Annotated in this window: 13 protein-coding genes; 7 read left to right on the top strand and 6 right to left on the bottom strand. The window is 50.9% G+C overall.

All coding sequences use genetic code 11. The features are described 5' to 3' along the window. The first annotated feature begins 38 nt into the window (after positions 1-38). On the top strand, positions 39-650 hold the full coding sequence (locus JFC11_RS04745; RefSeq protein WP_198348833.1) for an ankyrin repeat domain-containing protein: 612 nt from the start codon (positions 39-41) through the stop codon (positions 648-650). Between the two features lie 221 nt (positions 651-871). Here the strand turns inward: JFC11_RS04745 and JFC11_RS04740 are convergent, their stop codons facing one another. The 3 genes from JFC11_RS04740 to JFC11_RS04730 form a co-directional block, all read right to left on the bottom strand. Then, positions 872-1,489, bottom strand: coding sequence for an SCO family protein (locus JFC11_RS04740; RefSeq protein WP_319618679.1), 618 nt, complete (start codon positions 1,487-1,489; stop codon positions 872-874). A 137-nt stretch (positions 1,490-1,626) separates the two neighbouring features. Continuing rightward, positions 1,627-2,085: a copper chaperone PCu(A)C gene (locus JFC11_RS04735; RefSeq protein WP_095603500.1), complete on the bottom strand. Its 459-nt coding sequence runs from the start codon at positions 2,083-2,085 to the stop codon at positions 1,627-1,629. Positions 2,086-2,177: 92 nt separating this feature from the next. Then, positions 2,178-2,612: a hypothetical protein gene (locus tag JFC11_RS04730; RefSeq protein ID WP_198348831.1), complete on the bottom strand. Its 435-nt coding sequence runs from the start codon at positions 2,610-2,612 to the stop codon at positions 2,178-2,180. A 355-nt stretch (positions 2,613-2,967) separates the two neighbouring features. On the opposite strand from JFC11_RS04730, the gene JFC11_RS04725 reads away from it, so the two are divergent. The 6 genes from JFC11_RS04725 to JFC11_RS04700 all read left to right on the top strand — a co-directional run bounded on the left by JFC11_RS04725 (position 2,968) and on the right by JFC11_RS04700 (position 8,855). Continuing rightward, positions 2,968-4,350 (top strand): NAD(P)/FAD-dependent oxidoreductase, encoded by a 1,383-nt coding sequence (locus JFC11_RS04725; RefSeq protein WP_038479232.1) that lies wholly within the window; start codon positions 2,968-2,970, stop codon positions 4,348-4,350. Between the two features lie 12 nt (positions 4,351-4,362). After that, positions 4,363-4,704, top strand: coding sequence for a DUF5368 family protein (locus JFC11_RS04720; protein ID WP_038479235.1), 342 nt, complete (start codon positions 4,363-4,365; stop codon positions 4,702-4,704). A gap of 274 nt (positions 4,705-4,978) precedes the next feature. Then, positions 4,979-6,403 (top strand): cytochrome ubiquinol oxidase subunit I, encoded by a 1,425-nt coding sequence (locus JFC11_RS04715; protein ID WP_038479238.1) that lies wholly within the window; start codon positions 4,979-4,981, stop codon positions 6,401-6,403. Beyond that, complete coding sequence (cydB, locus tag JFC11_RS04710; protein WP_038479241.1) at positions 6,400-7,398, top strand: cytochrome d ubiquinol oxidase subunit II; 999 nt, start codon at positions 6,400-6,402, stop codon at positions 7,396-7,398. Before JFC11_RS04715 ends, cydB begins: the two co-directional genes overlap by 4 nt. 109 nt (positions 7,399-7,507) lie before the next feature. After that, complete coding sequence (locus JFC11_RS04705) at positions 7,508-7,855, top strand: carboxymuconolactone decarboxylase family protein (RefSeq protein WP_038479244.1); 348 nt, start codon at positions 7,508-7,510, stop codon at positions 7,853-7,855. Between the two features lie 106 nt (positions 7,856-7,961). Then, positions 7,962-8,855 (top strand): alpha/beta hydrolase, encoded by an 894-nt coding sequence (locus JFC11_RS04700; RefSeq protein ID WP_051626391.1) that lies wholly within the window; start codon positions 7,962-7,964, stop codon positions 8,853-8,855. 46 nt (positions 8,856-8,901) lie between these two features. Here JFC11_RS04700 and JFC11_RS04695 read toward each other — a convergent pair whose 3' ends face one another. The 3 genes from JFC11_RS04695 to JFC11_RS04685 are packed head-to-tail and all read right to left on the bottom strand — an operon-like array spanning position 8,902 to position 12,602. Then, a complete protein-coding gene (locus JFC11_RS04695) occupies positions 8,902-10,368 on the bottom strand; it encodes a dihydrolipoyl dehydrogenase (protein ID WP_038479247.1) in 1,467 nt (488 codons plus the stop codon). 36 nt (positions 10,369-10,404) lie between these two features. After that, positions 10,405-12,153 (bottom strand): SulP family inorganic anion transporter, encoded by a 1,749-nt coding sequence (locus JFC11_RS04690; RefSeq protein WP_198348905.1) that lies wholly within the window; start codon positions 12,151-12,153, stop codon positions 10,405-10,407. Positions 12,154-12,167: 14 nt separating this feature from the next. After that, positions 12,168-12,602, bottom strand: coding sequence for a protein tyrosine phosphatase family protein (locus JFC11_RS04685; protein ID WP_095603495.1), 435 nt, complete (start codon positions 12,600-12,602; stop codon positions 12,168-12,170). Between the last annotated feature and the right edge of the window lie 8 nt (positions 12,603-12,610).

The raw sequence follows: 12,610 nt of genomic DNA, 5'->3' as shown, positions 1-12,610 counted from the left end.
CACTGACAGCCTGTAACTATCACTGGAAACACTAAAACATGAGACCACTGGCTAAACTAACCACATTACTAACACGTTTCCCCATGACAAGTGGTGTTGTACTTCCCATTATTGTCGCCGCATTTGCCTACATCAGTTACCAACTAGTGACCCAGGAAATTAATCAACGCGACCATTTAGGCCGCACTGAACTATTTCGTGCTGTTGAGGAGGGTAATAGTGAAAAAGTCACATCCCTAATCGACCGTGGTGCCGACCTAAATAGCTCAGATAACTGCGGCTGGTCGCCATTAATGAAAGCAGCTTCGCTGGGTAACATGTCTGCTCTCAAACAACTAAATGAAGCGGGAGCCGACATAGAGCACCATGATGAAAGTCACTATACCTCGGTTATGATTGCCGTAGTAAGCCGCCAAACTGAGGCTTTAGCGTATTTCTTAAGCCATGGCGCTCAAGTAAATCATCAAGATAATCTCGGCTGGACAGCGCTTATTTGGGCCGCCAAGCAAAATGATAGCCAGGCGGTAGAACTGTTAATGAATTATGGTGCAGACCCCCTTCTTACTGACAACAAAGGTCAAAATGCGATACATTGGGCCGCACTAGAAGGCAATCAGTCAATCGTAATGCTGCTGGGTAGCAAGCTATAGGTATGTAACACTAGGCTTCTAGACGATTAAAACCATACCCACAAAGCTATATTTAAAAAACTATATCCACAATCGCATTCAGAAGACGCACCAACAAAAAGCACTCTCCTCACTAGAAACTAGAAACTAGAAAGAAAACGGTCAGTTCTATTAACCCCCCTGAACACCATTACTAGATCGATAGAGTTAAATGCTCACAAGCGTATGCATAAGCATTGGTGCTAGCTATTAAAAAAATCTTTAATCGCATTTACGAGCCCTTCCGGACTAGAGGAATAGAGAACTTGTTGAATAATATCGCCCTCACGATTAACCAAATACAAGGATGCGCTATGGTCAATGGTGTAACCCATTGCAGAGCTATCAGCTTCTACTCTCCGCCAAATGACTCCATAACGATCAGTCAGTTCTTCCAACTGTTGCTTAGTTCCAGTAGCACCGATAAAACTTTCACCGAAAAAAGCGGTATATTCCTGCAGTCTCTCTAAGCTGTCTCGCTCAGGATCGACTGAAATCATCAGCGGTACAACACGTTCGCGCTCTTCTTCCGTGAGCTCTAGCAAAGCTTGCTTTTTGACGGCTTGATTCATCGGGCAAACATCAGGACAGTAGGTATAGCCAAAGGTCACAACGGCTACTTGATGATCACCCAAATCAGTTAAGGAAAAATCTCCCCTTGTAGAAACCAGTTCAATCGGCCCGCCAACCTTTTCATCATTACGACCTTGAGCAGAGAGGATTGTCTTAAACATCAGCGTACCGACGACGACCAAACTGAAAACTAACAACCCAGCCAATAGCGTAATTAGAACCGACCGAGATAAAGATGCTTTAAACATGGCCATTTCCTTTAGTAATATTCATAATTAGCTAGCAATCGCCACATACGAGTAAGCACAGCGTACGATACCGCTTTTAGCATGCCTATTTTAAATAACAAGCGCTAACACTCTTGCATTATCTCAGACGATAAAAACTATTCACTTGAAGATGAATGATGCATAGGCATCACAGGGCGTACAGGGGCTTCAAACTCCAGCACATCGCCATTATCAAAAATCAAATTAAACGTTAAGGTATCGCCTTCCTTCACCGGCTGGTCTAAACCAATAAGCATTAAATGCAGCCCTCCAGGCGCAAGCTGAACTTCCCCACGGGCTGGAACTTCAATAGCATCGACCTGGCGCATTTGCATTACTTCATTAATCACTACGTGATCATGTAACTCTGTATAATCTGTGATGCTATTTTGGGCCTTTATTAAACGCACTGGCGCATCACTTTGGTTATACAGCTGCATAAAGGCAGCCGTCGCAGGTGAGCCAGGCGGCACCTCGCGCACAAAAGGATTTTCAACGGTCAGCGAGTCTGCATTTACAAAGGAAGAAAATACTATTGCGCTTATCGCTAAAAAAGTAGAACGAATATTCAACATACTGCATACCTCCTATCAAACCATCATCTCACCTCAGCAGAGACTAGAAAGAAAACGCCAAGGATCAGAGTTTACGCATATAAATTAATGCCTTAGATATCGGCTAATTGAAGGGCTTGAGCAAACTGCTCTTCATTAAGTGTTTCACGCCAATATTCAACACAGCTAGAGCGCATCATTAGCAACTCGGATTCCAACTGACCGACATACGCTGCTTTTTCAGTGCGCGCTTCAATGTCAGCACCACTGAGAATCATTTGGCGCAGCTCGTTGCGCTGAGCAACTACGAGATCTTCCAGTGCCTCACGTACTGCAGGGCTTTTAGCCATCCAATCTTGCAAAGCAGATCGCTGATCAATGTCCAGTTGCAAGTGATCAGCATTTCGTGCAACGACAGGGGTCAAAAGTACAATAGGACTAGAAAGCTCTGAAACATCGCGAGATTCACTTACAGTTTGTGCAGTAGCAACACTTACCCCCAATGGGATAATGAAGATAGTTGTTAACAACATTTTACCAATTAGCATAACGTTATCTCACCAGGGAATAAGCGAACACTCTACGACTCTGTAACCTTCACCGTAATGTGAGAGATTGTCGCACCTGTTAGAGGGTTGGCTGGCTGCTTGCCGGATACCCTGGTCAATAACAGCATTACCATGCTCACCTTCTACTACTACCGCCAGTACCGCGGAAAAGACCCAGAGCACGCAAACGCTCGGCTTACCGCTACGTAACGCGAATGAGCCTTCATTAATTTATTGATGTGATACTTTTCGTCACCTTGGACAAAATGATAATGGCTTTTTCACACACAACATCCATAATGGAATAATGATATTACGAAAAGATATATCTTAGCATTCGCTTAAGGAGCCCCCTATGCAAAAGCCGCCATTATTGACGCGTAGAGAACTGTTAAAAGTTGGCTCTAGTCTGGGGGTAGGTAGCCTACTACCATTCAGCTCCCTTTCTGCCAACACGTTGCAAACGCAAGCACACATCGTAATTCTTGGTGGCGGTGCGGCGGGCATGGCCATGGCGAACCGACTAACCAAACGACTAAAAGGCGGCACAATTACCCTCGTTGAACCACGCGAGACACATCATTACCAACCAGGCTGGACAATGGTGGCGTCCGGCGTTTGGAACGCAGCGAAAACCATGCGTCCAAATGCGCAGTTTATGCCTCGCGGCGTGAACTGGGTGCGTGAACATGCCGCTGATATCGATGCCGACAACAAGCGCATTACGCTAGCCAATGGCGAAACGCTTGAATACGACTTCTTGATTGTGGCAACCGGCATTCAGCTCAATTACCACTTAATTGAGGGCATGACGCCTGAACTGGTGGGACAGCATGGCATTGGCAGTGTTTATGCCAGCATAGAAGGGGCTTCACGAACTAACCAAGCTATTCAAACGTGGCTTAGTAGTGGTCAGGGCAAAGGGATTTTTACCGCTGCCCCCACTCCCGTAAAGTGTGCTGGTGCGCCGTTGAAAATGACCTTCACTACGCTGAGTAGGCTAGAAGCATCTGGGCAGCGTGACGCCTTCACGGTGGACTATATGGCACCAGGGGCAGGACTCTTCTCCCAGCCCTGGGTCGATGAGTTTGTTAAACAACGCTTTGATGATCAAAGCGTTAATCGGCGACACTACTACCGCCTTTCCGCCATCGACCCTCACGCCAAACAGGCTGAGTTTGCTTTTGTGGGGCCAGAAAGCGAGTTCACCTCGCACCATGAGCTGCGCGAAGCAGAATTTAGGCGTGATAACCGACCCACCGTGATTGCTGACTACGACTTCATTCACGTCGTGCCACCTATGAGCGCTCACGATTTTGTTAAACAAAGCGCGCTTATCGCGCAAGATGGCCCATTTAGGGGCGAGTGGCTGGATGTCGATATTCACACCTTGCAGCACAATCGTTATCCAGAGGTATTTGGCATTGGCGATGTGATTGGCGCACCGATCAATAAAACGGCCGCCAGTGTTAAGGCGCAAGCACCGGTGGTCGAAGAGAACCTACTGGCCGTGATGCAAGGTAATGCGCTTCCTGCACGCCATATGGGCTATACCTCGTGTCCCATGATTACCGGCATTGGCAAGGCTATGCTAGTGGAGTTTGGTTACGCTGATAATTTCGCGTTTATGCCGTCATTCCCATTTATTGATCCTACTGAAGAGTCCTGGGCCGTATGGGTAATGAAAGACCGCATGCTTCAGCCAGCTTACTACGCAGTGCTTGAAGGCCAAGCGTAAGGAGAAAAAAATATGACCATTGGCGGAATACTAACCATACTGATGTACACCTTAGCGCCATTTATATGGCTGCTAATGATAGGGTTAACCATTATCATTGGCCTGCTCTTACTCGCCTATCTACGCGGTTATCAGATCACTCATCACCATAGCCACCTCGCCTCCCTACTAGCCGTATTGATTGGGCTAACGGCATTTCTCTGGGTTCCTTGGCTCACTCACTCGACTCTTGGTTATGTAGCGACGGTAGTTGACTGGATAGCGCTCATAGGTGCTGCTATTGCAACGTTCGTGATTGCTTTCATCACCCTGCATCCATTGAGCTATTTAATTCGTCTTCAAAACGAGAAATAACTTCACTACTGCAGCACGTGAAGCATTAGCTTTTATTCATGCCGATAAATCAGCCTACATAAGGGGGGGGCGCAGCTAATCTACGCCCCCATGATGCGACAATACGCCATCACTTTTCCCTCCACTTTTGTGTGTTACTTCGGCTTCGCCTCTTGTACCATTAAATATGTAATAAGCATATTACCCAAAGCAATATAAGAGAATTACGTTCTTGTTTACCACGCGTTAAACACTCGTACATCTCTTATCATGCTTCATGCCCTTGGAGGTCACGATGGAGCTCGATCCGCTGGTTTTATCCCGTCTACAGTTTGCGTTTGTGGTGTCTTTCCACGCTATCTTTCCGGTGTTCACTATCGGTTTGGCTTCGTATATCGCGGTGTTGCATGGTTTGTTCTATAAAACAGCCAACCAGGCATGGGATCGTTTAGCCCAGTTCTGGACCAAGGTGTTTGCCGTAGTGTTCGGTATGGGCGTAGTGTCGGGTATTGTGATGTCCTTCCAGTTTGGCACTAACTGGAGCAACTTCTCGTACGCTACATCGAACTTCCTTGGCCCTATCCTCAGCTACGAGGTGGTGACCGCCTTCTTCCTTGAGGCAGCCTTTTTAGGCGTTCTCCTCTTTGGCCGCAACAAGGTACCGCAAGGAGTTCACCTATTTGCCGCTATCATGGTGGCCATCGGTACGTTCATCTCGTCTTTTTGGATCCTTTCAGCTAACAGCTGGATGCAAACGCCGGCAGGCTATGAGCTGATTGATGGCCGCTTCCATATTATCTCTTGGCTTGAGGCCATTTTTAACCCGTCGTTCTGGTACCGCTTCGCGCACATGGGCATGGCGTCGTTCCTCACCGGAGGTTTTGTGGTGGCCGGCGTTAGCGCGTGGTACCTATTGCGCAACCGCGATTTAGAGGCCAACAAGAAAGCGCTCTCCATGTGCCTATGGTTACTCCTCTTTTTGACACCCGCTCAGGCATTGATCGGTGATTTCCACGGGCTAAACACCCTAGAGCACCAGCCAACGAAAGTGGCGGCCATGGAAGGCAACTGGGAAACCCGCTCTAATGTACCGTTGCTGCTCTTTGCGCTGCCCGACCAGGAAAACCAGGCGAACCGTTTCGAGCTTGGCATCCCTAGCATGGCCAGCATTATTCTCACCCATAGCGCTGATGGGGTCGTCCCCGGCATTTCAGATGCAGCACCCGATGAGCAGCCTCCTGTCGCTATTGTGTTTTGGTCATTCCGCATCATGGTGGGCATTGGCTTCTTAATGATAGGCGTCGCACTAGTCGGGCTATTGATGCGTCGCAAAGCGCGAGTGTTTACAAACCAACTGTTTCTCAAAACCTTAGTCGCCATGATTATCACGCCTTTTCTTGCGGTGCTCTCTGGCTGGATTGTGACAGAAGCGGGCCGAGCACCTTGGCTCGTATATGGCGTGATGACACACGCGCAAGGCCTTACTCCCTCGTTAACAGGCGGCATGGCTCTGTTCACGCTGATTGGTTATATCGCGGTATATAGCGTTGTTTTTGTGGTGGGTGTGTACTATCTCACACGCGTGGTGCGTAACGGCATGTTGAATAACCCCGTCGAGGTTGACGGTGAGATTGAGCGTCCCAAGCGCCCACTATCCGCCGCTCACACCCCGCTAGATGATGATTTAAGCGAGACCACCGCAGGAGCGAACACATTATGAGTATCGACTTAGCCTTAATATGGGCGGTAATCATCGGTTTTGGTGTCATCATGTACGTCATTATGGATGGTTTCGACTTGGGCTTAGGGATCCTATATCCCTTCGCCCCTGACGAAGAATCACGCGATGTCATGATGAACTCTGTCGCCCCCGTGTGGGACGGTAATGAAACCTGGCTGGTACTCGGTGGCGCAGGGCTTTTAGGTGCGTTTCCGCTGGTCTATTCAGTCTTCTTACCAGCGCTCTATATTGGTGTTTTCTTAATGCTTGCCGGTCTGATCTTCCGCGGCATTTCCTTTGAGTTTCGCTTTAAGTCGCACAAAAACCGCCGCTGGTGGAACCGGGCTTTCTTCTTGGGCTCCGCTATCGCCGCCTTTGCCCAAGGGGCCGTGGTGGGTGCTTATATCCAAGGGTTTGCCGTTGAAGATTTTCGCTATGTGGGCGGCGCGCTCGACTGGCTAACCCCGTTCACCGTGTTAACCGGATTAGGATTAATGGCTGGCTATGCTCTGCTGGGCGCTACCTGGCTGATTATGAAGTCAGAAGGCCATGTACAACAGTGGGCCTATGCGATCACGCCTAAACTGTTACTTGCCGTCTTAGCCGTGTTTGCCATTGTCAGTATCTGGACACCGCTGGTAAGCCCTGAGGTGTATAGCCGCTGGATGGATACGTTCCAACTGATTTGGATCTTCCCTATACTAGCCTTGCTCTGTTCAGGCTTGGTGTACCGTTCGGTGAAGCGCCAAGATGAAGGGCTACCTTTTGTCATGGCGCTAGGTATCTTCCTGTTTACCTACCTGGGTCTGATTGCTAGCAAATGGCCGGTGATTGTGCCGCCTAACTACACCATTTGGGATGCTTCATCTGCCCCGGAGTCACAGCTGTTCTTATTGATCGGCTTCCTGTTTGTGATCCCTATTGTGCTGGCCTACACCGCATGGACCTACTGGGTGTTTCGAGGCAAAGTTAAAGTGGGTGAAGGCTATCATTGATGCTTGCTACTTTAATCAGCGGGGCGTAGACACATGACAATAGGTGCGCGCGTATCTATTGTCATGCTGCCCTGAATCAACACACCCAACGCTTTGTTAGGAGATAGTTATGCATAAAGATTGGCAAAAAACGACCCAAGATCTTTCGGCACTCATGCAGGATATTGGCAAAAACATTCCTGATGTTGCTAAGGGCTTCACCCAAATGGCGAAAGGGGCAAATAAAGAGGGTGCGCTTTCACACAAACACAAAGAGCTGATGGCTCTAGCCATTGGTATTAGCGTGCGCTGCGATGGGTGCATTGCGTTCCACTCAAAAGCTGCGGCGGAGCTTGGCGCAACTCGCGAGGAAGTGATGGAGATGCTAGGCGTTTGTATGTATATGGGTGGTGGGCCAGCGTTCACCTATGCAGCCCAAGCACTTGAGGCGTTCGATAGTTTCGCCAATCAAAGCTAAGCAGCCGTATCATGCATTTCCGCCCTCTTTTAAGTATAAAAGAGGGCCAAGCCAGCTTCCCTAATGAAGACAAGTTATCGTTGGCACCGTGTAGTAAGGATAAGGCATGAACCTATGGCTATTAGCCGCTGGCACTCTCATCGCCAGCATATTGGTCGCTATACTCTTTCACTGTTTTCATCAGCGCCTGCGCCAACAACTTACCCCTACCCGTGAATCAGTGACTGCCGTAGAAAATGCGTTCTCTTCCAATCGACAAACCATCCGTTTTGCGACGACGCATGGGCTCACATTAGAAGGATGGTGGTTTACCACTACGTATGAGCAAAAAGGACATGTGCTCTTAACCCATGGCTGGGGTTCTAATCGTACTGCCCTTCTACCGTTAGTTCCCGTATTGCTGGCGGCCGGATGGAATGTATTGGCATTTGACGTGCGCAATCATGGCAATAGTGATGAGGATACCTTCTCCTCAATGCCTCGTTTTGCAGAGGATATTAACGCTGCACTCTCCTGGTTACATAGCAACTATGATCGTCGTGCTACGGCTCTGATTGGTCATTCAGTAGGGGCTGCTGCCACGCTGCTAGCTGCGTCACGCCGAAGCGATATAACCGCTGTTGTTAGTATTTCGAGCTTTGCTCATCCAGCAGACATGATGAAGCGATGGTTAGCAGAAAAAGGCATCCCCTTTTTCCCCCTAGGCTGGTACGTACTTCGCTATGTAGAGCGAGTGATTGGATATCGTTTCGATACTATTGCTCCGCTGCATACATTAGCGCACATCTCCTGCCCTGTCCTGTTAGTGCATGGCGACAGTGATTGCGTAATACCTCAAACAGACGCTTATAAATTGGCGAACCAAGGGGGTAACGCTGTTCTGCGTTTAGTGCGTGGAGGGCACGACTTAACACCAAGCATGACGCAGCACAGTGATGAACTGGTAGCATTTTTACAGGCATCTGTCGCTTCGAAGGAAGCGATGTGCCTCGCAAGTTAGCCTTCAGTTCATCACTTTCTTGCTAACGTACTATCTACACCCATTATCAGTCGCCTGGGCCACACTCCATGCAACGCTCAGTAATGCTTGGCCCTTGCTTTAGATTAGCCTGCAAATCGCGCAGCCCCGACCTTACGCCTTCTTCAATAACAGGATGATAAAAGGGCATTGCCAACATTTGGCTAACGGTCAACTTTTGCTCTAAGGCCCAGGCAAGCAAGTGGGCAATATGTTCTGCGCGAGGCCCTAACATTTCTGCCCCCAAGAAAAGCCCGCTGCCATGCTCTGCGTAAAGCGCTAAGTAACCATAGTTTTCACCCATCACTCGCGCCCTGCCTTGGTCGTCAAATGACACGCCTCCCTCAGCAATAAAGTCACATCCTCCATAGTTCGCCTCTAGCGTTGCACGGCTTTCACCCACAATGGCCATCTGGGGCTCGGTAAACACCACCGCGAGCGGAACATTACGCTGCCCCACTTGCACATCGTCTAAGCAAGCAGCATTGCGTCCGGCAATTTTTCCTTCGGTGATCGCTTCATGGAGTAGCGGAACGGACTGGTTTGCATCTCCCGCGATGAAGATATGGCTAAGCGTGTTGTCATTGGCTAAACACTGCGTGGTAAAACGATTAAACCGAGGAACGCCACGCTTATCGAGCGCCACACCTGCGTTCTCGATATCCAGCTGGTCGACGTTAGGTTTACGCCCGGTTGCGGCTAGCACGTAGTCAAATATTTCCGTGACTTTTTGCCTGCTTTCCCGCTCGTAGAAGGTGATGGCTACGCCATCGCCCTGCTGCTCAACCTGCTCAATAGTGGCATCAGGGTCCAAGTAGAGCTCTCGATTGAATGTTTCATCGGCCAGTTGCCTAAGCTTGTCAGACTGAAACGGCCCCACAGCACCGCCAACACCAAAGGTGCGTGTGCGCACACCTAATCGACTAAGCGCCTGCCCAAGTTCCATACCAATAACGCCTGGTCCTACTACGGCAACGGAGGCTGGCAGCGACTCCCAGTCAAACACATCATCATTGATGATTAAGCGGTCTCCCGCCCCCTCCAGCAGGCGCGGCCACGTTGGCCGCGAGCCGGTGGCAATAATAATGGCGTTGGCTGTCAGTTGGGTATGGTCATCTATGACCAGCGTGTAGGGGTCGATAAACCGCGCGTGCCCCTGCAAGCGGTGTGACTCGGGAATCGTCTTCATGGAGGACAACACATTGCCAACAAAGCGGTCGCGCTCACCTTTGATCCTAGCCATCACCGCATGCCCATCAACCGCCACCTCGTTAATGGTGACACCGAACATTCCTGCATTTTGAGCGCTGTGGACCGTGTTTGCAGCCGCTATCAGTAGCTTAGAAGGCATGCAGCCCACCCGAGCACACGTAGTGCCATACGGCCCTTCTTCAATTAACACCACGTCATCCGTGTGCTTGCGTGCTGCGTGCCATGCGCTAAGCCCCGCGCTGCCCGCGCCAATAATAGCGATGTTAGTTTGCTGCTGTTGCATAACGTGTTTCCCCTTCCTTGTGTTCAATCACTTTGCTCAGCATGCGTGCTGGCACTCGGCTGCCGTCAGCGCTTGACCTGGATGCACCAACGCTTGCCAAGCTTCAAAGGTGGTGAAAAACATCTGTCCAGTGAGTTCATGATAAAGCTCGGTGTCTTTTAGGCGATCCATCACCGGCCCTTTGACTTCAGCTAAATGCAGCATGACGCCCGCATCCTTTAGACGTGCGTTAATGGCCTCTAAGCTCTCCAGAGCTGACGCATCAATGATATTGACTGCTTGGCATGTCAGCACCATATGTTGTAACGACGGGGCGCGGGCGGTCAGGGCCATTACAGTATCTTCCAGGTAGCGGGCGTTGGCGAAGTAGAGGCTTTCATCAATGCGCAGAATAGCGACACGCTTATCAGTCTCGACCTGATGACGCTTCACATTGCGAAAGTGTTCGGTGCCTGGCACCCGGCCTACCACCGCGCTGTGGGGCTGGCTGGTGCGGTAGAGATGCAGCCCTAGCGAGAGCACAACACCGCTGACAATTCCCATTTCCACGCTATGCAGTAGTGTCAGCAGCAGCGTTACGATCATCGCCAACCCATCGCTACGGGAGTACTGCCACGTTCGCTTGACCGCAGGCAGATCAATCAGCGTGCTCACCGCGACGATAATCGTTGCGGCTAGCGTGGCCGTGGGGAGAAACGCCAGTAAATCGGTGAGTAACAGCGTGGCGAGCACAATCCCCAGCGCCGTGAAGGCGCCTGCCAACGGTGTGGCGGCGCCTGCTTCAAAGTTCACCACTGAGCGCGAAAAGCCGCCCGACACCGGCGAGCCGCCGCTGATGCCCGCACCCAGGTTCGCCATACCCAGGGCAATCAGCTCTTGATTGGGGTCAATGCGCTGGCGACGTTTGGCCGCCAGCGTTTGCGCAACGGATACCGACTCCACAAAGCCAACCAAGCTGATCAGCAGCGCCGCGGGCAGCAGCCCCAGCCACAGCGATTGGTCAAGGCCGGGCAGGGCAATCGCCGGCAGCCCACTGGGCACGAAGCCCACTACGTCAACACCATACTGCGCAAGGTTAAGTCCCCAGGCCAGCAACGTGGTGATAACGACGGCAGAGATAGGCACGGCTTTCACCGCAATACTTGATGCACTAGCAGACATGCCTAGCGCCAACAGCCAGCCCACCAGCCGTTGGCGGCAGAGCCATAAATACCCCCAAACGCTAGCTCCAATCGCCAACGTGGTGAGGTTCACCTGCTGCCACTGGGCCAGCAGCGCGCTGAGCATCTCAATCACGTTATGGCCAGACGCCTCAACGCCAACAATGTGCTTGAGCTGGCTAATGGCAATTAAAATGCCCGAGGCGGTAATAAAGCCAGAAATGACTGGGTGGCTTAAAAAATTAACCAAAAATCCCAGCCGCAGCACGCCCATGGCGATCAGAATAAGTCCTGAAAGGGCCGCCAGTACCAACGCTGCCCCGATGTACTCAGGGCTGCCAGGCGTGGCAAACGTGCTTAACGCAGAGGCCGTCATCAGTGCCGCCACCGCGACCGGCCCCACCGCTAAGCTGGCACTGGTGCCAAAAATGGCATAAAGCACAAGCGGAAGCATGCTGGCGTATAGGCCCATTTCCGGGGGCAGCCCGGCCAACAGCGCATAAGCCAGCGCTTGCGGCACCAGCATGAGCGTCACGATGACGGCGGCCAGCGCATCCCGAGAGAACTGCGCTCGTTGGTAGCGACGCACCCAGCCGACGATAGGGATCCAGCGTTTAAGGCTCATCATGCGCACTCACTTTATTTTTCGCCAGTAACGTTTTCTAACCCCTGCCGATGCTCTTCTAAATCAAACCCCGCGGCTTTAGCAGCAGAAAACAGCTCGGCCAGATCGCACTGCTCCGTATGGCGCTTGGCGTAAGCCCACAGGTGCGTGGCGCGCTTGCCTGAACGACAAAACGCCAGGATGGGGCGCGGCAGCCGCTGCACCGCCTCGGCAAATGCCGCAACGTCTGCTGGGCCATACTCACCGGGCACTACCGGAATATGCACCCACTGAAGTCCTAGCGCGTCGGCTTTATGGCGGTAAACAGCTTCATTAGGAAAGGCGTCACTCTCTCCTGCTTTGCAGTTACAGATAACCGCTTTAAAACCTTTGGCTTTAACGTCCTCTAAATCATCGATACTGAGAAATGAGGTAATTTCAATGCCCATTTCTAACGGTTGCGTTTGCATGGTCTTTT

It is taken from the genome of Vreelandella alkaliphila (assembly GCF_016107625.1).
Lineage (GTDB): Bacteria > Pseudomonadota > Gammaproteobacteria > Pseudomonadales > Halomonadaceae > Vreelandella > Vreelandella alkaliphila.
Note: the sequence above shows the minus strand (reverse complement) of the source record. Positions and strands in the feature narration are given on the sequence as shown.